Raw genomic sequence first — 24,207 nt, 5'->3', positions numbered from 1 at the left:
AACGGGTGTTATACACTCGTTGTGTTTTTTAGTAGGATATTATCTTTTTCCAATTACTGTTATTACCTTTTTGCTGCTCACGTTGTTAGATTTATCTTTTGCTGTAATCGAGATTACTGTGCCTTTCTTAAGGGCCTTGATTTTTACACTGTAGTTTCCTTTTGAAGAAGTTTTACCTGTTCCAATTACTTTTGAACCTTTTTTGATTGTAATGTAGGAATTAGCTTCTGCTTGTCCTCTGACAACTTTATCATTTGAATGAACGTAATATACTCTCGGTTTCGCAGGAGCAATCTTATCAAGTACTTTGGTTGATTTTGCTTTACTTACATTGCCGGCAGCATCCTTAGCTGTTATATAAAGAGTTGAGCCAGCTTTTTGTGCGTTCTTAATTTTGAAGCTGAAAGTGCCTTTAGAAGAAGTCTTCCCAGTTGCAATCGTTGTTTTGCCGTTTTTGATTGTAATATAGGAATTAGCTTCTGCTTTACCTTTGATCGTTTTATCATTATTGTCTACTGCATAAACGGATGGTGCTGCAGGAGCCGTCTTATCAAGTACTTTGATTGAACGTGCTTTACTTACATTTCCAGATACATCTTTAGCAGTTACATAGAGTGTGGAACCGGCTTTTTGAGCCTTCATGGAAATACTGAACGTACTATTGGCAGCTGTTTTCCCGATAGCAACGGTTGTGCTGCCATTTTTGACTGTAATGATTGAGCCAGCTTCCGCTTTACCTTTGATGACAGTATCATTATTGTCCACTGTATAAACAGTTGGGATGGCAGGAGCCGTTTTATCCGGATTAATTGTAATTTCTTTTGTAATAATCGGCTGATTCAAATAGTATGCAACTACTTTTACTTTGCCAGCTTTTTTGGCCACTAGTTTATTGCCAGTAAAGGTAGCGATGGTTGAGTTATTTGTTTTCCAAACGACATCTTTAGTAAGATCTAAAGTCTCCCCCATAAATGGTGCTTTGAAGCTGTATGTAGGTGCCGTATTTCCAATTGTATATGTACTTGCACCATAAATATTTCCGTCTTCGCTTCGAATCAATCCTGAGGAAAGGGCTGCAGAAGCCATTTTCGTCGGATCAACAGCTTTTTCTAAATTTGTTTTCATTGTAAGGAATTCAGTAACTGTGATTCCTAACTCTTGATAAAGTCCATCAAAATTGCTGAATTGCTTTTGAGTATCATTAATTGCTGCGGTTACAAGTTGATCAAAGTTTGTATAGCCCTTTTTTCCATAGGAGTTAATTATTTCAAGCTTTAGGTTAGCTTCAAAAGCATTTAAGATGGAAATGACATCATTAGCCGTTAACTTTCCAGCAAAAATTTGAATATGAGCAGTTTTGAATGCTTCTAATTGGTTTTTGAGGTCAGTAGAATTGGTTTGGTATAGAAGTTTTGAAATATCTTTTGCTAGAACAATAGCTGTTCCATTTGATGTTTTGTCATCGATTTTTTTAATTAAAGTTGGTCCAAGAATGGTTGTGAAGTTTGCTTTTGAGACATTGTTATAGGCAACCTTAATATCAGCAATATCAGAAGCAGTAAGATTTTTGTAGATTTTACTTTGGGCTGCAACAGAGATATCATCAATTCCTGACGCATGTACTGCATTTGGCGCAAACGCTAGGTTAGCAGCAAATGGTGTAAAGGCAATGGTACTCGCCATGAGTAAATTGATGGTGCGTTTACGAAACAGTGTTTTCAATGGTAATTCCTCCAAAATTTATAGTCAAATAGTATTATACTTTAAAGAGTGAAAGTATGAAAGAAAAATAGGATAAAAAAGGGAAAAATGTCGATTTAGGGCCCTCCAAAATTAGAAAAAACCCTATCCGGTTAGAGTAGGGTTTGTTAAATATTGTTTGCTATAAACGTAAAAACTGCGCTTAGTAGAATTGTGCCTAGGGCAATAAAACTATAAGTAAGGTTCTTTTTGAGTTTCTTTCTTTTGATCATCTCTTCAGGGGTTAGCCAATAGCCTTTTGACATGAATGATTACTCCTTCTTGCAATAGAATCTGGGTGAATTTTAGCATCTTAATATAATATGTACATGTTTAGTTTTCCGAAAGTTATTATACTATGAAATTAAAAAGATGGGAAGAAGTGTCCGGGAAATTAGTCTTACAATTGCAACGGGACGGGAAAATTTAAAATGGAAAAGGCTGAATCAAAATGGTGCTCTTACCACTTTGATTCAGCCTTTTTTATGTTACATATCATCAATAACAAAGTAAGGGTGTCAGGCACTATTTGTTTTGAAATAAAATTTCAATAATATTATTAAAAGTGTAAAATACAATAAAATTACAGAGGGGGAATTATTGGTGAAGTATCGACTACTTGCAACGGATTTAGATGGCACGTTATTAAACGATCAAAAAGAGATTGATATAGAAACAATCGAGGCGATTCATGAGTATCGCAAACGAGGTGGTAAGGTCGTCATTTGCAGCGGACGCTCTCCACTATCAACGCAGTGGATTGCCCGTACGATTGGACTTAGTGGCGAGCCGATCATTGCTTATAATGGAGCGATTCTAATTGATGAGAATGGCGAAATCTCCGAGCAATTAGTTTTTCCATATGAGCCACTGATAAGCTTCTGGGAATTATGCGAGACGGAGGGGATCTATGCCCATTTTTACGAGGGGGATACGCTGCTTGTCCCAAGGGTGACAAAATGGAATGAGAACTGGATTGAAAATAACATTCCCACCCTTGAAAAATCAGGAGGAGAGCGTCATCAGTGTCAGAGTGTTCGAGAAAAATGCCAGGTGAAGGTGGTAGACGACTTTTATCGATACTTGAAGGAGCAGGAGCCAAGCATTACAAAAATTGCCGTATTTGATGACGGGAATAAACTCCCTGAGTTTACCCGGCGGCTTAAGGAACAAGTAGTGGATCTAGAAATTAGCAGCAGTTTTAATTTTATCAATTTAGAAATTACCCCAAGTGGTGTGACAAAAGCATCTGCCCTGGTAAAGCTTACGGAGCAGTTAGGAATTCCACTCTCACAAACCGCAGCGATTGGTGATAATTTTAATGATGCTCTTATGCTCTCGGCTGCCGGCCTCGGAATTGCGATGGGAAATGCACCCGAAAAGGTGAGACATTTAGCGGATCAGGTGACTGGAAATAATAATGAAGCAGGGGTCGCAAGCGCGATTCGCCGTTATTTGCTTGAATAAGACCCAGAACCCTTCAGAGTGAAATAGTGTTTTGAAATAAGATTTCACTATTTTTATAAATAACTTGAAATAATATTTCAGGCGGAATATAATAAACGTACGGTAACCGTTTTCACCTTAGAATAGACTTACAGGAGGATAACGATAATGACAGAAAATCTTGAATTATTAACGACAGAATCGCGCAATGAACATACGATGCAGATAGATACAGCAAGTCCGCTTGAGATTTTACGAATTATGAATGAACAGGACCAAATGGTCGCTTTAGCAGTGAACGATGTGTTAACAGATGTGGAGGCGGCTGTTCAATTTGTAGTTGAATCCTTTAAAAACGGCGGGCGCCTCATTTATGTAGGTGCCGGGACAAGCGGGAGATTAGGGGTCCTCGATGCAGTGGAATGTCCGCCCACTTTTAGTACAGACCCTGAAATGGTCCAAGGACTTATCGCAGGGGGAGAAGGCGCCTTTTTGAAAGCAGTTGAAGGAGCTGAGGATCAGCCGGATTTTGGTGTGAACGATTTGAAGGAAATTGGGCTGACTAAAGATGATACCGTGATTGGAATTGCAGCCAGCGGCCGCACGCCTTATGTAATAGGGGCACTACGATACGCACGCAGCATTGGAGCGAAAACCGTTGCACTTTCCTGCAATAAAAATGCGGCGATTAGTCAGGAAGCTGACCAAGCAATCGAAGTCATTGTTGGCCCAGAAGTGCTCACAGGTTCGACTCGATTGAAATCAGGGACTGCTCATAAGATGATTTTGAACATGATTTCAACTTCTTCGATGATCCTTTTAGGTAAGGCCTATGAGAATTTAATGGTTGATGTTCATGTGAGTAACCAAAAATTGAAAGAACGGGCAATCGGTATCATCCGTAAGATTACAGGGGTTTCCTATGAACAGGCGTTGGAAACACTAGAAGCATCCGATCTTCAAGTCAAAACAGCCATCGTTATGATTAAGACGAATACAACGAAACCTGAAGCAGAAGAATTATTATTAGAAGCAAACGGGTATGTAAAAAAAGCAATCCAAAACGTGAAAGAGTGAATTTTTATAAAAGGTGGTCTTTGGTGTGGCAGCAGGCGGTTTAAAAATGATTCAAAATATGTTGGAACAGCTTCCGGCTTCTGAGCGGAAAATTGCTGAATTGATTCTTGAAAATCCTCAAGTGATTTTAAACAGTACCGTCCATGACATTGGTTTGCAGGCCCATACAAGCGGGGCAGCAGTAATCAGATTGTGTAAATCATTGGGTTTAAATGGTTTTCAGGATTTGAAAGTTAGAATTGCAGGAGATTTAGTGAAACCAGTGGAACAAGGGTACCGTGACATTGAGCCGGGTGAAACGTTTTTCTCTATCGCGCAGAAGACAACGAGCAATAGTATTCAGAGCATTCGCGACTCGGAAGAAATGATTAATTATGATGAATTGGAACGTGCCGTCCACACCTTATCGGCTGCTCAAAATGTTCATTTCTTTGGAATTGGTGCTTCAGGCATCATCGCTAAGGATGCACAGCAAAAGCTCCTTAGGGTTCATAAAAATGCAACCGCTTTTACAGATACACACCTAGTTGCCACATTAATTGCCAATGCCAATAAGGATGATCTCGTGTTTGGAATCTCACACTCAGGCGAAACACCTGAAGTCATTAAGGTCATGGCACTTGCGAAAGAACGCGGTGTGAACACGATAAGTTTAACGAAATATGGGCAATCAACGGTCTCTGCGCTAGCAGATATTAAGTTGTTTACTGCTGATTCTGGAGAGGCTCCTTTCCGTAGTGCAGCCACTTCCTCACGCCTGGCGCAGTTATATATCATGGATATTTTGTTTTTATCGATGGCCACGGTCCAATATGAAGATACGATTCAATCCATTGATAAAACAAGAGAAGCGATCCGGTTTATTAAAGATGGGAAATAGTCCTGTTCGGGAGGTGGTGTGAACACTTTCCATTCGTTGACCTTAGGGAAATTAGTTCACTTTTAAAAATAAACATCGGAGAGAAGGGGAATGAACATGGCTGGAGAGAACAAAATTTTAGCAGAAAAGATTCTTGAAGAATTAGGCGGACCAGCAAATATTGAAAATTACACGCATTGTATGACGAGACTTCGTGTGACACCGAAGGATAACTCGATTGTAAATCAAGCGGCCATTAAGAAAATAGACGGAGTCATGGGAGTGGTAGAGGAAGAGACTCTCCAAATTATCCTTGGCCCTGGAAAAGTAAATAGAGTAACAGAAGAGTTTGGTAAATTAATAGAAGCAGCTGGCGGGATTAATCTAAAAGAAAAGGCAGCCAGCAAGAAGGCTGAAATCAACAAAAAGAATGCGACACCGTTTAAGCTGTTTTTACGAAAAATCTCTAGTATTTTCATTCCATTAATTCCGGCACTTGTTGCCTCCGGATTGATTACAGGGATTACCAAAGCAATCGTCCAAGCAGGCTGGTTGGCAGCAGATTCCCAACTGGCGACCATCTTGTCAGTTATTGGAAGCGGTTTATTTGGTTACCTTGGCATTTTAGTTGGTACGAATGCAGCGAAAGAGTTTGGCGGTTCACCCGCACTCGGGGCAATTGCCGGTATTTTAATCATTAACCCAGCGGTAGCAGGAATTAAATTGTTTGATACTGCCTTACTTCCTGGTCGCGGCGGCTTAATCGGCGTATTATTTGCCGCTATCTTTATTGCCTTGGTTGAAAAACGAGTTCGTCGTTATGTTCCACAATCGCTTGATCTATTTATTACGCCAACGGTTGCTTTATTGCTTACTGGTATTGTAACTTATCTTGTCTTTATGCCGCTTGGTGGTTTTGTTTCAGATGCGATTACAAAAGGATTAACTTCACTGCTTGATGTGGGTGGTGTCGTGGCTGGATTTGTCCTTGGGGCGACCTTCCTGCCACTCGTTGTCACTGGTTTACATCAAGGATTAACACCGATTCACTTGGAGTTAATTAATACACTTGGAAATGATCCACTTCTGCCAATCTTGGCAATGGGTGGGGCAGCACAAGTCGGAGCAGCGTTTGCGATTTATTTTAAGACGAAGAAAAAGCGTTTAAAAAGAGCGATTGGCGGGGGGCTTCCTGCAGGAATTCTCGGTATTGGCGAACCACTAATTTTCGGTGTGACTTTACCATTAGGGCGTCCATTCTTAACTGCCTGCTTAGGTGCAGGTGTCGGCGGTGCGTTCCAGGCTGTCTTCCATGTGGCAACCATTGCGGTTGGGGTTTCTGGTTTACCTCTGGCATTTTTAGTAGTAACAGGGCAGGTTCTGCTGTATCTGCTTGGTGTGTTAATCTCTTATGGAGCTGGTTTCTTGTTCACTTATTTATTCGGCTTCAATGATGACATGGCCGGTGAGTTTGATTGATCGGTATTAGTTTCTATTTAAATGACCCTTTAGCAGAAGAGCGGATTAGGTTCGCTGGAAAAATGGGTGTGAGGCGGGCGTTTACGTCGCTTCACATCCCAGAAGAGTCTGGGGATTTAGCGGGTCGTGCTCGCGAGTTGCTTCATGCCGCGAAAGAAGCAGGAATAGACGTTTATGCAGATGTATCTGCCCGAACACCTGCCCATTTAGGATTGGATAATTTATTTTCGTTAAAATCCTTAGGGGTTATCGGTTTACGGCTGGATGACTTTTTTACGAATGAGACGATTTTGGATCTGGCTAAGGATTTCAAGCTTGCGCTTAATGCGAGCATTATGTTTGAGAGAGAGATCCGTGCTCTCCTTGAGGGGGGATTAGAGGCGAGGCAGCTCCTTGCGTGGCATAATTTCTACCCAAGGCGGGAAACGGGATTAGCTGATTCGTTTTTTCAAGAGCAAAATGAGCTTTTTAAAAAATATGGTATTCCGGTAAGTGCGTATATTCCAGGAGACGGTGAGAAACGCGGCCCGCTGTTTGAAGGGCTGCCAACTTTGGAAGATCATCGTGAAGTTGATCCGTATCGGGCTGCGCTGGAGTTGTTCCGCGCGGGTGTGGAGGATGTCTACATCGGCGATCCAGAGGTAAGTGAGGACCTTCTTCTAAAATTAAACGATTTTGATTGCTATCATCGTGTTTCGGTCCGAGTTGAAGGCTTCCAGGAAGGTGAGTTCCGGCTTCGCCCTGATTTTTCCCGTGACGTACTTCGGCTTATGGATACGAGAAGTTCTGATACGGTGGTTGCTGAGAATACAGCAGCACGTCCGATAGGGACAATCACTAGAGATAATGACCGCTATGGACGCTATCGCGGAGAGGTACAAATCACACTTTGTGACCTTCCAGCTGATGAGCGAGTCAATGTGGTCGGAAGGGTCGTGGAAGCGGATTTGCCGCTCCTTTCCCTGCTGCAACCGGGTCAGCTTGTAAAGCTGATTCAGGGATGATATTAAAGTCAAAAACCAAGGGACTTCCCTTGGTTTTTTCGTATCGGCCGCTAGTAGTAACTATTTTTCCATCAGCCACTTCGTAACAATCTCTGATTTTTCTTCATCTAATAGATTTCCAGGCATTTTTTTCGTGCCTTCGTTGACTATTTTCAGGACTTCCGCTTCTGAATACTTACTTTTCAAATTTGTTACTCCCGGTCCTACAGCTCCCTGTAATTTATCTCCATGACAAGCAGCACAACTATCTTTATAGATTGATTCTCCATCCATAGCTGTGCTTGTTTTACCTGATGAACAGCCAGTTAATAATATAAGCACTAATGCAGTAATAGCCCAAAGTCGTTTCACGATGTCTCCTCCAAACACATTAAAATAGTGGAAATGTTCCTTAAATCTATCTTAATAGAGTTTGGGTGGGGAAATTCACCTTAAATATGAACAAAAATTTAAACTTCGGCGTTGTGACGGACAAATCGCTGGAATGATAGGTCATCATGGAATTAGCAGGCGCTTTAAAAGGAAAAATTATTTCCTATGTCGAAATAATTGGAGTGTAATTATAGAAACTGGGGGGAACGAGGATGGCAGGTAGCAAGGGAATTGTAGCAGACGATTTATATCGATTAAAGTCAGTGGTGAACCCACAGTTTTCACCAGATGGACAGTCTTTTGTTTATGTACAGACGACAATTAATCAAGAGAATGACGAATATCAATCACAGATCTTTTTTCAAACGCTTGAAAAAGGTGCGGAGTCTGTCCAATGGACATTTGGAAAAGGAAAGAATCATACTCCTCGCTGGTCCCCTGATGGGACTAAGCTTGCTTTTGTCTCAAATCGGAGCGGCAAAAATCAAATTTATGTGTTGAGTGTATATGGAGGAGAGGCGCGGCAAGTAACGTTTCTACCAAGCGGAGCAAGCAATCCTGTCTGGTCTCCGGATGGATTGAACCTGGCTTTTAACACTTCCTTGAAATCTACTAAAACAGTTACGGATCCAGAGGAGAAGAAACAAGCGAGACCTGTACCGCTGGAAGTAACAAATATGAGATATAAATCGGATAGTGAAGGATTTTGGCAGGGGCAATTCAAACAAGTTGCCGTAGTGAATGTGGAGAACAGTGAAGTAACGCAGCTCACTTCTAGCGATTTTGATGTGCATTTATATGACTGGTCACCGGATGGGAAATTCCTAGCGGTAGGGGCAGATGTAACCGAAGTGGCTGATTTATCATTTAAGAATGATATTTATCTATTAAATATAGAAACGAAAGAATTCACCTCTGTAACAAATGGAACGGGTTATTTTGGAAATGCGTCTTGGTCGCCAGACGGAAAATACCTGGGGATAATTGGGCATGAGCGAGAATATCAAAATGCAACTCTCACAAAAATTTGGCTTTACCAAACAGATATCGGTACATTCACTTGTTTTGCACCTGACTGGGATGTTCCTGTTGGTGATTATATGGTCGGTGATTTCCAGCAAGGAGCATCCTCACCGGGGTTAATTTGGGCAGGGAACAGCCAAGGTTTTTATTTTATTGCCTCAGAGCAAGGAAGTACGAATATTTACTCCGGCGATCTGAAAAATGGAGTGAAGCCAGTTCTTGTCGGTGAGCAGCACGTTTATGGATTGACCATTGATTCAAAATCAGGACAAGCGATTGCAGCGATTAGTACCCCAACAGAAATTGGTGATTTATACTTGTTATCTCTAAACGGAGAGGGAACTCTTGAGAGACTGACCGAGGTGAACGATATCCAGGACGTGGTTCTCTCCAAGCCGGAACCGATTGAATATGAAGGAGCAAATGGCAGGAAGATTCATGGCTGGCTTATGAAACCAGTGGATTTTGAAACCGGAAAAAAATACCCTTTATTACTTGAGATTCATGGCGGTCCGCATGCGATGTATGGAAATACTTACATGAATGAGTTTCAAATTTTGGCCGCAGAAGGGTATGCGGTGTTGTACGTGAATCCACGCGGCAGTCACGGATATGGCCAGGATTTTGTCAATGCAGTACGCGGTGATTACGGTGGGAGCGATTATCAAGATTTAATGCTCGCTGTGGATTATGTGTTAGCAGAATTTGAATTTATTAATGAAACTCGTCTCGGGGTAACAGGCGGGAGTTACGGCGGCTTCATGACGAATTGGATTGTCGGACATACCAATCGTTTTAAAGCAGCAGTAACACAGCGTTCAATTTCGAACTGGATTAGTTTTTATGGAGTCAGTGATATAGGCTATTATTTCACGGAATGGCAGATTGATGGCGATTTCCGCGATGTGGATAAACTGTGGAAACATTCCCCGCTTGCCTATGTAGAGAAAGTAGAGACGCCATTATTAATCCTTCATAGCGAAAAAGATTACCGATGCCCAATTGAGCAGGCGGAACAATTATATATTTCTCTAAAGCGGTTGGGGAAAGAAACAAAATTTGTCCGTTTCCCTGAGGAAAACCATGAGTTATCCAGAAGCGGCAAGCCAAGCTTACGTAAAAACCGGTTAAATTACATTGTGGAGTGGTTCCGGGCGGAGATTTAATATGAGGAAAATGAAAGGAAAGATTCTGCACGTATTGGAATCATTCCTTTTTTTAATGAACAAAGTTACCACACATCCGTATTATTTCTCCTAAGTAAAGCTAGAAATATTCTGTTTTTAATTTTTTGAAAAATAAATATTTTTATATGTATACAAATAAGTATCCACTATGGTATATTTTTAATGTAAAAATATTCAGAAAATAGAGAGGTGAAAAAATGAACTACATGGCAGCTGGTGGGAATGTTGAACAAGTTTATGTTTTGCGGCTAAAACCAGGAACGGATTTAGTTCATGGCATTGAGGAATTCGCCAAAAATAAAGGAATTACCCATGGTGTGATTCTATCAATGCTCGGGACTTTGCAGGACGGAGCGTTCCGAAATCCGAGAGTGGATACAACCCTGCCAATCGTAAGGGAATATGAAGGGGCTGACCAAATTGATACCTACGCGTTTGAACGTCCGGTTGAAATCATTGGGGGAGCCGGAAACATTATTCCAAAGGAAGATAGTATTGAAGCCCATATTCATTTGATTGTTTCTCAGGATGGAGCAAAGACCAAGGCAGGACACTTGTGGCGAGGCAGAATCTGGACGCAGGCAGAGATCTTTATTGCTAAGCTGTCTGGATTAGAAAATGTAATCCGCAGACATGAACATGACACAGGCCTTTGGCAAATTCAGGTTGATGAGAAATAATCCAAATTTTTCACTATAAAATGAGAGGGGTTTCAAAAAATGACAAAAGTAACGAATCTTACCCTGCCACTATATCCGGGCATGCCTGTTGGGAATGTTTGGGCTTGGGATGCCCCGTTCCGACAAGAATCTATTGTTACGTTAGAAGATAATGGTGTACGCATTGATGCTTTATCCCTTCATTCTGAAACAGGTACAAGATTAATGATGGCTGCTACGATTGATGATAATGCACCATCAATTGGACAAATTGATTTACATAAATTTGTCAATCGAGATGCGGTTGTTATTGATATTCCAAAGGGTGCAGAAGAAGAGATTATGCCTGAAGATATTGACCAATTCGTTGTGGATGACCCTGATTATAAAGAAGGGGATATTGTCTTAATTCGAACTGGTTGGGGAAATGGCCGCCGTTATGAAAAAATGGGCGATGATTATGCGATCAGAACCCCCCATTTTAGTGAGGCTGGATCGCTCCGGTTAACAGAGGTGATGAAAGCAAAGGGTAGTGATACAGTTGCTATCGATGTTGCTTATGTAGGTTCCTGCGGTTGGAAACATATGAAAAAAGAGTGGGTGGATCTTCCTAAATGGCAAAGGCCACCATATCCATCAGAGACAGCTAAGATTTACCTTAAAAATTATACGAAAGATAAGTCTTGGCCTGATTGGGCAGCTTCTTGGCCATTGCATGCACATGGATATATTATTGCCGCGTTATGTAACCTCGACCAAATTACGAGAAAGCGAGTTAAACTTACAGCCCTTCCGTTGTTTGCTAGAGATTGTATCGGTGCACCTGTAACGGTGGTTGCGATTGAAGATTAGCATTTTACTAGAAAGACACCTCTTAGAATCACAAGATTAAATGTTTATTAACGGGCTTTTAGTTAAGGCTAGGGGCCCGATTACAAACAAATGATAGACCATTCTTGATAAACATATGGGGGTGCTTTATGCTAAATAATGAGAGCGTTAACATTGAGAAACAAACTGTTAGCAAAGTGACGAAAAGAATTATCCCGTTTATTTTTATCTCCTTCATTATCGCCTATCTTGATCGGGTGAACCTTAGTTATGCGGCACTGGATATGAATAAGGATTTGGCTTTGACAAGTGAGGTTTTTGGTTTAGTGGCAGGAATCTTTTTCCTTGGTTATGTTATTTTCGAAATACCGAGCAACATTGCACTCCATAAATTTGGTGCCAGGAAGTGGATTGCACGGATTTTGATCACTTGGGGGGCAGTGGTTGTCCTAACGGGTTTTGTCCAAAATGCCACCCATCTCTATACTTTACGGTTTTTGCTGGGGATTGCTGAAGCAGGTTTCTTCCCTGGAATCATTCTTTATATTACTTATTGGTTTCGAGCGAAAGACCAAGCCCGTGCCTATGCTCTCTTTTATTTAGCATTACCTGTTTCCAACATTCTCGGTGCACCAGTCTCAGGCTTAATTATGGATAACATTCATTGGGGCAGCTTGGAAGGCTGGCGCTGGATGTTAATTTTAGAAGGGCTTCCTGCGATTGTGTTAGGGGTTATTACCTTCTTTTATTTAACGGATAAGCCAGAGCAGGCAAAATGGCTTGATGAAAACGAAAAGGCATGGTTAAAAAGTGAACTTGATAGAGAAAATGCCATAAAAGCACCTAAACAAAAACATTCAATTCTAGGAGTCTTTAAAAACAAAAGCGTCCTTCATCTATCTCTTGTTTATATTACGATTAACTTTGGATTATATGGAATTGGTTTCTGGATGCCGCAAATTATCAAAGGTTTATCGGCAGACCTATCTGCAACCAAAATTGGCTTCCTAACCATGATCCCATATCTCTTTGCGGGAGTAACTATGACATTATGGGGCATGCACTCGGATAAAACGGGTGAACGGAAATGGCATGCAGCGATTCCGCCGATTGTTGGGGCACTGGGACTGTTAGGATGTGCTATTGTAAAGGATCCAGTAATTTCTCTTGTATTTTTAAGCTTAACAGTTATGGGTCTATTCAGCTTCTTTGCACCTTTCTGGTCGATTCCAAACCGATTTTTAGCCGGCGCATCAGCGGCAGTGGGGCTTGCATTAATCAACTCGATTGGGAACTTCGGTGGGTTTCTTGGACCATATATCATGGGATACACGACCGGATTGACGGGCAGCACAACAAGCGGCTTATTCATTTTAAGCGGCGCCCTCATACTATGTGCATGTTTGGTTCTCTTATTTAAAATGGATCAGTTGAAAAAGGATAAAAACTCAAAATCAAGTAAGAATTTCGGAGCATGATAATTTGATGCCCTCTAGTAGTTAGATGTTGAAAGGAAAAAGTGGGAAGTCCTTCCCACTTTTTATTTTTATAAGCCAATTTTATGAACGATAGGGAGGAGTCTAAGGTGTTTGTGATTGGAATTGATTTTGGCACCGAGTCTGGAAGAGTGCTGCTCATTGATGCAGCAACTGGGGAGATTGTCTGTACGGATCAAACACTGTATCCACATGGTGTGATGGATCGTAATTTTATAGATGGTTCCACCCTTCCAGATGGCTGGGCGCTTCAGCATCCAGATGATTATCTTGAGGTTATTCGCTGTTCGATTCCCAAAGTATTAAAACTAGCGGGCGCGGCACCGGCAGAAGTAAAGGGAATCGGGATTGACTTTACAGCTAGTACCATTCTACCTGCTAAAGCGGATGGGACGCCATTATGTAAAGTGCCAGCTTTGAAAAATAGTCCTCATTCCTACGTCAAACTTTGGAAACATCACGCAGCCCAACCATATGCAGAGGAATTAAATCAAAAAGCGAGGCAAAGAGAGGAATCATTTTTGCAACGGTATGGAGGAGAAATTTCCTCTGAATGGATGATCCCAAAAGTGATGCAGGTATTAAGAGAAGCCCCTGAAGTCTATCATGCCGCAGATCGATTTATTGAGGCTGGGGATTGGGTAGTTTGGCAATTGACAGGCGTAGAAACGAGAAATGCCTGCGCGGCGGGATACAAAGCGTGCTGGGATCGATCAGAAGGGTATCCTTCCAAAAGGTTTTTTCAAGAGTTAGACCCGCAGTTAAGCAACTTCATTGGGACCAAGATTCCTTTAGAAGTGGTTGATGTCGGCTCTTTCGCAGGAACGGTGACACCTTATTGGGCTGAACAGCTCGGGTTATCACCCCAAACGGCAATTGCCGTAGCTACGATCGATGCTCATGCAAGTGTACCAGCGATTGGAGTGAATCAGACGGGGGAAATGGTGATTGCCATGGGGACCTCCTTTTGCCACATGCTCTTAGGGGAGAAACAAATTAGTATTCCAGGAATTCCAGGTGCTGTTGATGGTGGGATCATTCTTGGTGTTACGGGATATGAAGCGGGGCAGCCAGCAGGCGGTGATATGCTTGGCTGGTTCGTTAGGAATCTAATATCGTCTCAATTGGGAACGGATGCTAAAACAAACCATGCCCAAATTCATCAAGTGTTAACCGAACGAGCCGCAATGATTCCTGCTGGCGGGACGGGTCTCTTAGTTTTAGATTGGTTTAATGGCAATCGGTCAGTGTTAATGGATGCTGATTTGTCTGGAATCATTGTTGGGCTGACTTTGACGACGAAACCAGAAGAAATCTATCGGGCATTATTAGAATCAATGGCGTTTGGTACACGTATCATCATCGAAGCATTTGAAAAACAGGGTGTTGACGTTGATGTGATCCATGCGTGTGGAGGAGTGGCGGTAAAGAATTCCTTGTTTATTCAAATTCTTGCCGATGTAACAAGGAAAACCATTTATGTGAATGAAGTGGACTATGCACCAGCTATTGGTGCGGCTATGCTCGGCGCAGTTGCTGCTGGGATATATGAAACTCTTGAAGATGCCTCGAAACAGATCAGCAATTTATCTCGAAAACCATATTCCCCCATTCCTGCCAACAGTGGAACCTATGATGAAGTTTTCAGAATGTACCATCAACTCCATGATAGTTTTGGCTATGGAAATGTCCTTAAAAACTTAAAGAAAATAAAAACGACGGTTAGGGGGTAAAAGGGACCGTGGATCTTCAAAATGAATATTCCCAAAAGAAAGTTTTTGCGGCTGAAATGGCCTATACTGCAATTCGCAAATCGATTATTAATGGTGAACTACGTCCAGGGTATCCCGTCTTAGAGTCTGAATTCTCCGAACGGTTAGGCATCAGTAGAACTCCCATCCGTGAAGCTATTAATCGATTGAAGGCTGAGGATTTAATCGAACGGCTACCCCGAAAGGGAATTTTCGTCAAGGCACTTTCCATGGAGGATTTATATAAAAAATACGAGGTAGCCGAGGGGCTGGAGGGAATGGTAGCGTATCTTGTTGCGTTAGACCCTGCTGGCAATCTCGCCAAACTTCAAAACAGTATTATCGGAATGGAGAATGCCCTTTGTTTAGAGGACACAGAACAATGGATTGAAGCTGATGAAAGATATCACGCTGCCTTACTTAACCTTTGTAAGAATGAACATCTAGTTGATCATCTGAGACGACTAAATGAGAAGCTGCATCTTGCGAGACTCCTTTTGATTGCCCGTTCAGCTCCTGATAAAAATCAATCGACAATGGAGCACAAGGCCGCTTTTGAAGCGATTAAGGCACGAGATGCAACCCTTGCGAGAACAATTACACAAAATCACTGGAAGAGGGTAAGAAGCAGCTATCGTAGTCTGGTATGAATGCTCTGAGTTTAAAGAGGAGCACCTTTATCTGTATACAAATGGAAATTGTCTTGCTATAGTTAAATTATGAAAAATATAACCTCTAATCAAACGAAAAAGAAGAAAATAACGTCGGCAGATCGTGCCTACTCGGCCATTCGGGAAGCGATTGCGAACGGAGAACTACGACCGGGCTATCCACTTTTAGAAACAGAACTTTCAGAACAGCTTGGAATGAGCAGAACGCCCGTCCGGGAAGCCATTAACCGCTTAAAAGCTGAAGATATTATTGAAACGATTAGCCGGAAAGGCATTTTTGTAAAAACACTCTCAAAAGATGAGCTGGTCCAATGGTACGAAGTGGCGGAAGGATTGGAAGGAATGGTGTCCTATCTTGTGGCGTCTGATCCTGAGGCTGAACTTATTGAGCTTGAAAGTAAAATAAAAGAAATGGAGGATGCAATAGCCGAGGGAAACGTAGACAAATGGATCGTTTCCGATGAACAATATCACAAAACTTTGTATTCATTATGCAAAAATAACTTCCTCGTTGAAAATCTACAACGTGTGAATGTTAAGCTGCAACTGGCAAGAATTGTTTTAATTGCTGGATCCATGTCTGATAAAACAAAATCAACAAAGGATCATCGTGATACGTTCGAGGCAATAAAAGCAGGCGATGCCGAGCGCGCAAGACAATGTACTCAAAACCATTGGAAACGGATTCGAATGGCTTATCTAGGTTATTTAAATTAGGGTCCAGGTCTGATGAGTTTATCATTTGAAAGAAAGGCGGAGAGCAAGTCTGATCTCTCTGCCTTTTTATATGTGGAAATAAATGCAATTGTGAGAGGATGTTACTGGTTAGAATTATGCCCGTGCTAGTCACGTCCTAAGTTTGAATAAAGTGAGTGAGGTTTATGAATGATTTTTACCTATGCTATTACACAAGATAACCAATTAATAAAAGATGTAAAGCTGGAGGACCTAAGGTCAGATCGATTCAAATTTTATTGGGTAGATTTTGAGGAACCAACTGATGAGGAAACAAAGTTGTTAAGTGAATTTTATCACTTTCATCCCTTGGCGATTGAAGATTGTCTGCATTTTCTTCAGCGCCCCAATATGAATTATTATAATGGCGTCCTATTCTTTATCTTACATTCATTAAGTAAAACAATAAGGTGCGAGGAGATAGATGTTTTTGTTGGAGAAAACTATGTCGTTTCTTTTCATAAGGAAAAGGAAGAGGCGATAGACGTGGCTAAGCAAAAATTATTAGCAAGTAAGGAACTGGAAATGGTTGGACCGTTATATGTACTTCATAGTATTATTGATGAATTAGTAGATTGCTATTTTCCGATTTTGCATCAAATTGAGGACAAACTAAATGAATATGAAGAGAGAGAAGCAAGCAGCAAAAAAATCATCGAAGAGGTTTATGAGATTCGCAGAGATCTGATTCGTTTGCGGAAAACGATCATTCCGATGAGAGATTTGTTATACCGGATGATAAACTCGAAGCGGATTCAGGAAACAAAGCAAATTCACCATTATTTTTCCGATATCTATGATCACTTGATGAAGTTAACGGATATGATTGCTAATAATCAAGACGTTACTTCTGATATGAGGGAGAATTATATGTCCATTCAATCCAATCGAATGAACTCCATTATGATGACCCTTACCGTTATCACAACCATCTTTATGCCACTTACATTTATTGTGGGAGTGTACGGAATGAATTTTGATCATATGCCAGAGTTACATTGGAAATACGGCTATTTTTTCACTCTAGGAGTTATGGCGATTATCGTTACGGTAATGATATTATGGTTTTACAAAAAAGGCTGGTTATTTAAAAAGTAACTATCAACTAATCGGTTGCAGGGAGAAGTGCTTCATCACTTCTCCCTTTTTATTATTATGTTTATAAAATTTAGTTGCCGATCCAAAAAGGGATAAGGAAGCCATCTACTCTTCATGAGGAATGCTTATTGCTCTTATAAAAATTGCTAAGATTTCACCCGTTCTACAAGTTGTAGAAGCTCGTGGTCTGGTCCATAGAATAAAATCATACGTCCGCCCTCCAGTGTCGGCTTTGGTTCTTCTGATGTAAAATGAATTCCTTTTTCCTTGAAATGGTGGATGGCCAAGGTGATATCTTCGACTGTAAATGCAAGATGATTCACGATTCCACTCTCTGCATATTCTCCAACCGGATTAATATCACGGATCAGCTCAATTTCCATATCGGGCTGTGCCGCAAGATATAAAAACGCCATCTCCCTATTCGCATTGTCTCCCCGAAGGCGAACGTTAAATCCAAGGATTTTTGAATAAAATTCGATCGACCGGTCCATATCCGAAACAATAATGGCCGTATGTTCCATTTTGGAAATCATGTTTTTTCCCCTTTTCACTTAAATAATAAGATCCCCTTTAATCTTAAAGTAAATGAGTTTAATAGAAAAGAAATGGCCTGCAAGAATTATAAAATTAGCACTAAAAGGTCTGAAATATTTGAATTTTCAAACCGAATGATAGATTGTTTGTGCTTTATTTCTCAGTTTAATAAACAGGTCAGATTCCTCAGTAGTACTATCTGAAATTTTCGAACATTTTACTTATATTCACATCTTAAGGGATTAATTGGGTTTTGGCAGCGGTCTGCAGCCAGCGCCGAATATGGCTGGATAGAAATTTTCCGCCTTTTTATATATCGATTAATGTTCCTGCTCGGCAAATCCATCAGGATGACTTCATTGAAACGATTAAACATTCATTAGAAAGGTATGACTTACTGCCTGAACTAATAAAAATTGAAATAACTGAAAGGACTGCGATGACAAATGTCGAGAAAACCTTGAAAACAATTCAAGAATTGCAGGAATATGGGGTTGATATCATTCTTGATGATTTTGGGATTGGTTATTCATCAAAAAGTTATCTTGTTCAATATCCTTTTAATACGATCAAGATTGATAAATCGTTTATCCAGGGTTTAGAATATAAAAACCAAAAGTCCATTTGCCGGGCACTGGTGGCCATGGGCAGAAACCTGGGGATCAATGTGGTTGCTGAAGGTGTCGAGACCACGGAGCAATACCATTATTTATGCAGCATTGGCTGCCATAAAATGCAAGGTTACTATTTTAGCAGACCCACTTCTGTCGAGTTGGTGGAGAAGCTTTTTTAAGAGTGGGATCGTTCCTGTTTTCATCTGTATAAATCTAAGGCTATTTTCATAAAGTGTTTTAAAGGGGTGTGATCAGAATGAACTATACGAAATCGATAATTAGCGGACTTGTGGCGCTGGTGATTATCGTGGTTGGCTTTTTTTCTGGTACTACCGTGGATTCTGGATATCGAGGGGTTTTGTTACAATTAGGGGCCGTTAAACCGACGATTTTAACAGAAGGATTTCATTTTAAGATTCCATTTATTCAAACCGTACAGCCGATTGAAGTCCGAGTCCAAAAAGAAGAAAGTTCACAAACAGCAGCCTCAAAGGATTTGCAAATGGTCACTGCGATGGTGGCTGTCAACTATTCGGCTGACCCAGAAGCAGTGAATAAGCTTTATCAAGAAATCGGCTTGGATTATCGCACCCGAATCGTTGACCCGGCCATTGCGGAGTCGCTGAAGGCGATTACTGCCCAGTATACCGCTGAAGAATTAATCTCAAAACGGCCAGAAGTATCGGCGAAAGTGAAGGATATGCTCGCTGGTAAATTAACAAAATATTATATGATTCTAGAAGATATTAATATTAAAGAATTTGCGTTTAGTGATGAGTTTAATAAGGCGATTGAATCGAAACAAACCGCCGAACAAAATGCGTTACGTGCAAAAAGAGATCTTGAACGAGTCAAAATCGAAGCCGAGCAGAAAGTGGCTCAGGCTGGGGCAGAAGCAGAAGCGTTACGATTGAAAAAACAAGAAGTAACCGAGGAACTGATTCAATTAAAACAAATCGAAGTCCAAGAGAAGGCTTTAGAAAAATGGGATGGGCACCTGCCAAGTGTAACAGGAGGTGCTACACCGTTTATAGATGTGGAGGGGCTTTCGAAAAAATAATTTAATTAATTAACAACCATTACTTTCATTTGTTTTCATAGAAAGTATCTTATATAATTATCCTATTCAAAAGGCGATGGAGTTCGCCATAAACTGTCTTTGTGACTAATGACTCCTACTAGTGATCGTACGCATTACTGGTAGGAGTCTGTTTCGTTTTAAAGGGAAATTTTGTAAGGAGTCGTTTGGCATGAATATTTTCGCAGTTGGGATCGGCGGCTTTTTTGGTGCGATCCTTCGTTATTCGATAGGGAAATTGATATCTCCAACCAATGGATTTCCATTCGGTACCTTGACTATAAATCTGTTGGGTTGCTTATTTCTTGGGTGGTTTTTTACCATTACAGTAAATCGCAGGGATATTAATCCGAATTTAAAATTAGCTATTGGAACAGGATTTACAGGTGCTTTTACCACGTTTTCAACCTTTTCCGTTGAAACATTGAACTTAATTAAAAATCATCAGCCGATTTTGGCCTTGCTCTATGTCCTTTTAAGCACTTTAGGAGGAATCGCACTGGCCTTGTTTGGTGCAAAATTGGCTGGGTTTCAGTCCGAAAAACAACGGAGTAGAGGAGCGAGATAATGTTATTTGTAGGTATTGGGGGAATATTTGGTGCAATTTTAAGATTTCAGCTGGGGAAATGGATTACGAGCAAGACAACATACAAATTCCCACTTGCTACATGGATCATTAATATTAGTGGTTCGTTTGTACTTGGGCTTTTGGCTGTTGTACATCAAGGAGAGGGAATTCCCGATTGGTTGTGGTTATTGGGTGGAACAGGTTTTCTCGGAGCATATACCACCTTTTCAACCTTCGGTTATGAAACAATCCAAATGTTGCAGAAGAGGGAAATTAAACATGCGGTATTTTATGTAAGTACATCCGTTCTTTTAGGTATTCTTTTTGCGTGGATCGGAAGTATAGTGGGTACCCATGTTTGATGTGTATACAAGAAAAGAAAAACACTAGTAAGGTAAAAAGCTTTAGAAAAAAAGAAAGAGTTTTTCCAAGTCGCGGTTAACTCTCTCTTTAGTTGTGAATTTAATTTGGCTCAACATGGACATGTACATCATAGACATGATGTTCTTTTATTAATACATTTTCCACCTTGGTGGCAATATCATGGGCTCCGCGAATATCTAAATCAGAATTTACCAGAATCACAATATCGACTACCACGTTATTACCGTAATTCCGAGCTTTAATGTCTTTAACCCCTTTAACCCCATGACAATCAATGATCGTTTCTCTATATGTTTCTATTTGTTTTTCGTCAAATCCATCGGTCAAATGATGGGAAGCATCCCTAAAAATCTCCCAGCCGGTCTTACAGATGAGTAATCCAACGATAATCGCCGTAATCGGATCGAGCCAGGGAAGATTGAACTGGGCACCGACGATACCTATAAATGTACCGACACTGACCCAGGCATCTGAGAGGTTATCCTTTGCTGCTGCCATAACAGATTGGCTATTAATTTCTCTAGCTAATTTTTTATTATATCGATAAACCAAGTACATAACCAAAGCACAAAAGAGACCGGTCCATGCAGAAACTAAATCTGGGGTCTCATTCCTTCCATTAAATAGACTTGAAATCGCTTCGTATGTTACTTGTATTCCCACAGCAATCATAATAAATGAAGCGACCATGGACGCAACTGTTTCAGCTTTCCAGTGCCCATAAGGATGATCATCATCGGGCGGCCGCTGCGATAATTTAAGACCAATCAGCACGGCTATTGACGCAATAATATCTGTGACATTATTTAAACCGTCTGCTTTTAAGGCTTCAGAGTTAGCTATAAAACCGACTAATAATTTTAATGAAGATAAGATTATGTAAGCGATGATGCTTATGATCGCTCCGCGTTCTCCTCTTCTCAAATCCAAATATCCCTGTTCGTTCATATTTCTATCCCCCGCCATTTCTCTACTTTTATTATGGGATAAAAATTACTAGTGGGTCTAGAGAAACCTTTTGTCTTCCTTCAAACTAAGTAATAACAGTGAAAAAAAGTTTCACTGGGGAAACTAGCAAATCATCTTTTCCCTTCATCACTACTTTCATAAAAATTACTATATAGCCCTGTCCAAAAAAGTTATTCTGCATAATTTTATCTAGAGAGACTTTTTTTAGGGGATGATCATATGAATGAAATGAGTAATATGCAGCCTACTAATCTATGCAGGCAATTTGCTGATATCCTTGGTGCTACACCATCTGTCATTAATGGAGTATGTACTGCGACCAAATCTCGGACAAACCTCCACCCAGTTGTGTTGGGACGTAGAGCAGAATCTTTTATGTTTGTGCCACAAGCATTTTCGTTTGAGAATATTGATAGCGAAGGAAGAGCATTGTGTCTTGGGGAAACTGTTATTCTTCAAGAGGAGATTAATCCGTTTATTTCCCGTTTACGGGCAAACGGGATTATTGTAACGGCTCTTCATAATCATTGGCTGTTTGATCAACCACGCTTGATGTATATCCATTTTGAATCAATCGATGAACCACTTTCTTTTGCAAGAAAAGTTAGAAATGCTCTTGAAGTTTTGACTACTCGAAATGTGGGAAGGGTTATAAATGGTAGAGCCCGTGTAAATAGTCAAGCAGAGGAGTTGTGCGAAGAATTTCATAGAATCCTTGGCGGAATGCATACGTTTGAAAATGGGATTTGTATGGTTATGAGATCACGGACAAATATTATGCCGCAAATTTTGGGGAGACAAACTAGGTCTTTCCTAGCTATTCCTCAGATGTTTACGTTTGAGTCTTTAACCTCATCTGGTAGAGCACTTTGTAGTGGGGAAACAGTTATTTTGCAAGAAGAGATTAACCCCTTCATTGACAGGCTCCGTGAACACAATATCATTGTGACCGCTTTTCATAATCACTGGCTATTTGAAAATCCGAGATTGATGTATATTCATTTTGAAAAGATAGATAATCCAGTAAGGTTTGCACTAGCTGTTCGAGATGCGTTACAGGTACTTACGAATGATGTAGTAAGGCCTTCTTAATTGTAGGTTTTTAAAAATAACAATTACACTTATCTTAAAGAAGCCTGTTAAGGGCTTTTTTTGTTTGTACTATCCCTCATTAATGTGTATCGTCCATCCATCGGTTTCCCATCATTGCATCAGAGCTTTTGAAATAAAATATGGAACCATCTTGTGGATGGGTGATCGTTTTTTACTTTTGAAATTAGTGAATATTTTGTTACATATATTAATTTTCATTGACATTGATAATCATTCTCTACTATAATTAAAAATGTGAATGATAATCATTATCAAATAGAACGACAAAACAAAACAAAACAAAACCGGGGGAAAACAAAATGTCGATTAGATTTAAAGTGCTAGCAGCCATGGCAGCCCTTTCATTAATTTTAGGGGCTTGCGGAAAAGCAGAAGAGACAGAAAGTAAACCAAAAGTGGAGAACAAGGAAAAAGCTTCTGAGAAGAAAGAAGCTGAGGAAAAAGAAGATGCAGCGTATGCTGATGTTTTTACAGAAGCATTAACAGAGCTTGATAAAGCTAAAGAAGGTAAAGAAGTTGATTTTGATAAAGTTACAACGTTATATAATGAAAATTTAAAAGAGTTGGTTAAAAAACGAGACGCAGAATTTGAAGATACTATTGATGATAAAATCACAACAGCACTTACTGCCGGTAAAGACGGTGCTATGGATAAAGTAGTAGTTAGACAAATTTTTGATAAATTAATGCAAAAAGTATTCTATACATCAATTAAACACGATTTTACAGAAGTAACAGAACTATGGGGTAACACTAACGAAGTGAATGGTGAACTAGAAGAAGCTAAAGAATATTATGCAATCCTAAAGACAACTGTTGAAAAGCGTGATGCAGCGTATGGAACAAACCTTGTCAGTGTTATTGATGGCGGATTTAACGAAATTGATGAGGCCGTAAAAAATAATGATCTACTTAGCTTTAACTTAGGAAAACAAGTCGTGGATAAAACGTTAATGAAAACATTCTATCTTGCAACTGGGGCTCTGCCAAACGGATATGCGACAAAAGCGGCAGCAGAAGCGGGAAAAGACGCAGCACTTGCTAAAGTTGAGCAGGCGGAAGGATGGGCATTCTTCCAATCTTTATACGGATATTTCAGTAAGAATGCTGCAGATGAAACTGCCTTTATCGATAAATCATTTTCACTTGAATCAGATGTAAAAGCTTTAGATCCAGCTGCTGTAAATAAAGCATTTGTTCGCGGCTTTGCAAAAATTGCGATGGGTGAATATGAGGAAAGTAAAGAACTTATTGGCAAAGATGATAAAGCCGTTGTTACTGGTTTAGAAGGTGCTTTATTTATCGATATCATCGGTGAAGATATCAAGACCCTTCTAGGCGAAGATGCTTATAAATCACTCAATGAAAAAGCACAAAAATATGTTGAAACTGCAAAAGCGAAAGATAAAGCAGCTGGGGAAGCGCAATTGAAAGAACTTATTTCCACTCTGAATACAATCGTAGAAAAAGCGAAATAATGCAGAGGAAAAACCTTGTTCTAGATGTGCAAGGTTTT

General features: G+C 40.4%; 23 protein-coding genes and 1 riboswitch. Of the genes, 19 read left to right on the top strand and 4 right to left on the bottom strand.

Annotated features, from left to right (window positions below; translation table 11 throughout):
• Positions 1 to 39 precede the first annotated feature (39 nt).
• The gene (locus QNH17_RS26385) at positions 40 to 1,722 is read right to left on the bottom strand and encodes an Ig-like domain-containing protein (RefSeq protein WP_283876215.1); all 1,683 of its coding nucleotides are present in this window, start codon (positions 1,720 to 1,722) and stop codon (positions 40 to 42) included.
• 621 nt (positions 1,723 to 2,343) lie between these two features.
• On the opposite strand from QNH17_RS26385, the gene QNH17_RS26380 reads away from it, so the two are divergent.
• The 5 genes from QNH17_RS26380 (at position 2,344) to QNH17_RS26360 (ending at position 7,605) form a co-directional block, all read left to right on the top strand.
• The gene (locus QNH17_RS26380) at positions 2,344 to 3,207 is read left to right on the top strand and encodes a Cof-type HAD-IIB family hydrolase (RefSeq protein ID WP_283876213.1); all 864 of its coding nucleotides are present in this window, start codon (positions 2,344 to 2,346) and stop codon (positions 3,205 to 3,207) included.
• 147 nt (positions 3,208 to 3,354) lie between these two features.
• Positions 3,355 to 4,263 carry an N-acetylmuramic acid 6-phosphate etherase gene (gene murQ / locus QNH17_RS26375; RefSeq protein ID WP_283876211.1) on the top strand — a complete coding sequence of 303 codons (909 nt, stop codon included), beginning with the start codon at positions 3,355 to 3,357 and terminating at the stop codon, positions 4,261 to 4,263.
• 25 nt (positions 4,264 to 4,288) lie between these two features.
• Positions 4,289 to 5,143, top strand: a complete 855-nt coding sequence (locus QNH17_RS26370) for a MurR/RpiR family transcriptional regulator (RefSeq protein WP_283876209.1) — start codon at positions 4,289 to 4,291, stop codon at positions 5,141 to 5,143.
• Between the two features lie 96 nt (positions 5,144 to 5,239).
• Positions 5,240 to 6,601, top strand: a complete 1,362-nt coding sequence (locus QNH17_RS26365; RefSeq protein WP_283879603.1) for a PTS transporter subunit EIIC — start codon at positions 5,240 to 5,242, stop codon at positions 6,599 to 6,601.
• Positions 6,598 to 7,605 carry a MupG family TIM beta-alpha barrel fold protein gene (locus QNH17_RS26360; RefSeq protein ID WP_283876207.1) on the top strand — a complete coding sequence of 336 codons (1,008 nt, stop codon included), beginning with the start codon at positions 6,598 to 6,600 and terminating at the stop codon, positions 7,603 to 7,605. Before QNH17_RS26365 ends, QNH17_RS26360 begins: the two co-directional genes overlap by 4 nt.
• 60 nt (positions 7,606 to 7,665) lie before the next feature.
• Here QNH17_RS26360 and QNH17_RS26355 read toward each other — a convergent pair whose 3' ends face one another.
• Entirely contained in the window at positions 7,666 to 7,956 is a 291-nt protein-coding gene (locus QNH17_RS26355; RefSeq protein ID WP_283876205.1) for a c-type cytochrome, read from the bottom strand.
• 233 nt (positions 7,957 to 8,189) lie between these two features.
• Here QNH17_RS26355 and QNH17_RS26350 point away from each other — a divergent pair, with 233 nt between their 5' ends.
• From QNH17_RS26350 to corA, 8 genes are all read left to right on the top strand, one after another.
• A complete protein-coding gene (locus QNH17_RS26350) occupies positions 8,190 to 10,166 on the top strand; it encodes an alpha/beta hydrolase family protein (protein WP_283876203.1) in 1,977 nt (658 codons plus the stop codon).
• A gap of 218 nt (positions 10,167 to 10,384) precedes the next feature.
• Positions 10,385 to 10,867, top strand: coding sequence for a PPC domain-containing DNA-binding protein (locus QNH17_RS26345; RefSeq protein WP_283876201.1), 483 nt, complete (start codon positions 10,385 to 10,387; stop codon positions 10,865 to 10,867).
• Positions 10,868 to 10,906: 39 nt separating this feature from the next.
• Complete coding sequence (locus QNH17_RS26340) at positions 10,907 to 11,698, top strand: cyclase family protein (protein WP_283876200.1); 792 nt, start codon at positions 10,907 to 10,909, stop codon at positions 11,696 to 11,698.
• 128 nt (positions 11,699 to 11,826) lie between these two features.
• Positions 11,827 to 13,155: an MFS transporter gene (locus QNH17_RS26335; RefSeq protein WP_283876198.1), complete on the top strand. Its 1,329-nt coding sequence runs from the start codon at positions 11,827 to 11,829 to the stop codon at positions 13,153 to 13,155.
• Positions 13,156 to 13,262: 107 nt separating this feature from the next.
• Entirely contained in the window at positions 13,263 to 14,906 is a 1,644-nt protein-coding gene (locus QNH17_RS26330) for a ribulokinase (protein ID WP_349632551.1), read from the top strand.
• Positions 14,907 to 14,914: 8 nt separating this feature from the next.
• Positions 14,915 to 15,574, top strand: coding sequence for a GntR family transcriptional regulator (locus tag QNH17_RS26325; RefSeq protein WP_283876196.1), 660 nt, complete (start codon positions 14,915 to 14,917; stop codon positions 15,572 to 15,574).
• Between the two features lie 69 nt (positions 15,575 to 15,643).
• Entirely contained in the window at positions 15,644 to 16,312 is a 669-nt protein-coding gene (locus tag QNH17_RS26320) for a GntR family transcriptional regulator (protein ID WP_283876194.1), read from the top strand.
• Between the two features lie 168 nt (positions 16,313 to 16,480).
• A complete protein-coding gene (gene corA / locus QNH17_RS26315; protein ID WP_283876192.1) occupies positions 16,481 to 17,428 on the top strand; it encodes a magnesium/cobalt transporter CorA in 948 nt (315 codons plus the stop codon).
• Positions 17,429 to 17,574: 146 nt separating this feature from the next.
• On the opposite strand, the gene QNH17_RS26310 is transcribed toward corA, so the two are convergent.
• Complete coding sequence (locus tag QNH17_RS26310; RefSeq protein ID WP_283876190.1) at positions 17,575 to 17,964, bottom strand: VOC family protein; 390 nt, start codon at positions 17,962 to 17,964, stop codon at positions 17,575 to 17,577.
• 254 nt (positions 17,965 to 18,218) lie between these two features.
• Between QNH17_RS26310 and QNH17_RS26305 the strand changes: the two genes are divergently transcribed.
• The 4 genes from QNH17_RS26305 (at position 18,219) to crcB (QNH17_RS26290) (ending at position 20,587) form a co-directional block, all read left to right on the top strand.
• Positions 18,219 to 18,758, top strand: coding sequence for an EAL domain-containing protein (locus QNH17_RS26305; protein ID WP_283876188.1), 540 nt, complete (start codon positions 18,219 to 18,221; stop codon positions 18,756 to 18,758).
• 77 nt (positions 18,759 to 18,835) lie between these two features.
• Positions 18,836 to 19,639 carry a prohibitin family protein gene (locus tag QNH17_RS26300; protein ID WP_283876186.1) on the top strand — a complete coding sequence of 268 codons (804 nt, stop codon included), beginning with the start codon at positions 18,836 to 18,838 and terminating at the stop codon, positions 19,637 to 19,639.
• Positions 19,640 to 19,702: 63 nt separating this feature from the next.
• Positions 19,703 to 19,764, top strand: a riboswitch (Fluoride riboswitch).
• 65 nt (positions 19,765 to 19,829) lie between these two features.
• Positions 19,830 to 20,225, top strand: coding sequence for a fluoride efflux transporter CrcB (gene crcB / locus QNH17_RS26295; RefSeq protein WP_283876184.1), 396 nt, complete (start codon positions 19,830 to 19,832; stop codon positions 20,223 to 20,225).
• Complete coding sequence (crcB, locus tag QNH17_RS26290; RefSeq protein ID WP_283876183.1) at positions 20,225 to 20,587, top strand: fluoride efflux transporter CrcB; 363 nt, start codon at positions 20,225 to 20,227, stop codon at positions 20,585 to 20,587. The genes crcB (QNH17_RS26295) and crcB (QNH17_RS26290) overlap by 1 nt, the downstream gene beginning before the upstream one ends.
• A 100-nt stretch (positions 20,588 to 20,687) precedes the next feature.
• On the opposite strand, the gene QNH17_RS26285 is transcribed toward crcB (QNH17_RS26290), so the two are convergent.
• Positions 20,688 to 21,557, bottom strand: a complete 870-nt coding sequence (locus tag QNH17_RS26285) for a cation diffusion facilitator family transporter (protein ID WP_283876181.1) — start codon at positions 21,555 to 21,557, stop codon at positions 20,688 to 20,690.
• Positions 21,558 to 21,797: 240 nt separating this feature from the next.
• Here QNH17_RS26285 and QNH17_RS26280 point away from each other — a divergent pair, with 240 nt between their 5' ends.
• Positions 21,798 to 22,670 carry a DUF1259 domain-containing protein gene (locus QNH17_RS26280; RefSeq protein ID WP_283876179.1) on the top strand — a complete coding sequence of 291 codons (873 nt, stop codon included), beginning with the start codon at positions 21,798 to 21,800 and terminating at the stop codon, positions 22,668 to 22,670.
• 320 nt (positions 22,671 to 22,990) lie between these two features.
• Entirely contained in the window at positions 22,991 to 24,169 is a 1,179-nt protein-coding gene (locus tag QNH17_RS26275; RefSeq protein WP_283876177.1) for a hypothetical protein, read from the top strand.
• Positions 24,170 to 24,207 lie beyond the last annotated feature (38 nt).

Origin of the sequence: Neobacillus sp. SuZ13, assembly GCF_030123365.1 — a bacterium.
Taxonomy (GTDB): Bacteria; Bacillota; Bacilli; order Bacillales; family Cytobacillaceae; genus Neobacillus.
Note: the sequence above shows the minus strand (reverse complement) of the source record. Positions and strands in the feature narration are given on the sequence as shown.

What these genes read in the sequence shown, in the direction of transcription:
- murQ (WP_283876211.1), top strand. Translation starts at nt 3,355, where the DNA reads ATGACAGAAAATCTTGAATTATTAACGACAGAATCGCGCAATGAACAT.
- QNH17_RS26365 (WP_283879603.1), top strand. Translation starts at nt 5,240, where the DNA reads ATGGCTGGAGAGAACAAAATTTTAGCAGAAAAGATTCTTGAAGAATTA.
- QNH17_RS26350 (WP_283876203.1), top strand. Translation starts at nt 8,190, where the DNA reads ATGGCAGGTAGCAAGGGAATTGTAGCAGACGATTTATATCGATTAAAG.
- QNH17_RS26345 (WP_283876201.1), top strand. Translation starts at nt 10,385, where the DNA reads ATGAACTACATGGCAGCTGGTGGGAATGTTGAACAAGTTTATGTTTTG.
- QNH17_RS26340 (WP_283876200.1), top strand. Translation starts at nt 10,907, where the DNA reads ATGACAAAAGTAACGAATCTTACCCTGCCACTATATCCGGGCATGCCT.
- QNH17_RS26335 (WP_283876198.1), top strand. Translation starts at nt 11,827, where the DNA reads ATGCTAAATAATGAGAGCGTTAACATTGAGAAACAAACTGTTAGCAAA.
- QNH17_RS26320 (WP_283876194.1), top strand. Translation starts at nt 15,644, where the DNA reads ATGAAAAATATAACCTCTAATCAAACGAAAAAGAAGAAAATAACGTCG.
- corA (WP_283876192.1), top strand. Translation starts at nt 16,481, where the DNA reads ATGATTTTTACCTATGCTATTACACAAGATAACCAATTAATAAAAGAT.
- QNH17_RS26310 (WP_283876190.1), bottom strand. Translation starts at nt 17,964, where the DNA reads ATGATTTCCAAAATGGAACATACGGCCATTATTGTTTCGGATATGGAC.
- QNH17_RS26300 (WP_283876186.1), top strand. Translation starts at nt 18,836, where the DNA reads ATGAACTATACGAAATCGATAATTAGCGGACTTGTGGCGCTGGTGATT.
- crcB (WP_283876184.1), top strand. Translation starts at nt 19,830, where the DNA reads ATGAATATTTTCGCAGTTGGGATCGGCGGCTTTTTTGGTGCGATCCTT.
- crcB (WP_283876183.1), top strand. Translation starts at nt 20,225, where the DNA reads ATGTTATTTGTAGGTATTGGGGGAATATTTGGTGCAATTTTAAGATTT.
- QNH17_RS26285 (WP_283876181.1), bottom strand. Translation starts at nt 21,557, where the DNA reads ATGAACGAACAGGGATATTTGGATTTGAGAAGAGGAGAACGCGGAGCG.
- QNH17_RS26280 (WP_283876179.1), top strand. Translation starts at nt 21,798, where the DNA reads ATGAATGAAATGAGTAATATGCAGCCTACTAATCTATGCAGGCAATTT.
- QNH17_RS26275 (WP_283876177.1), top strand. Translation starts at nt 22,991, where the DNA reads ATGTCGATTAGATTTAAAGTGCTAGCAGCCATGGCAGCCCTTTCATTA.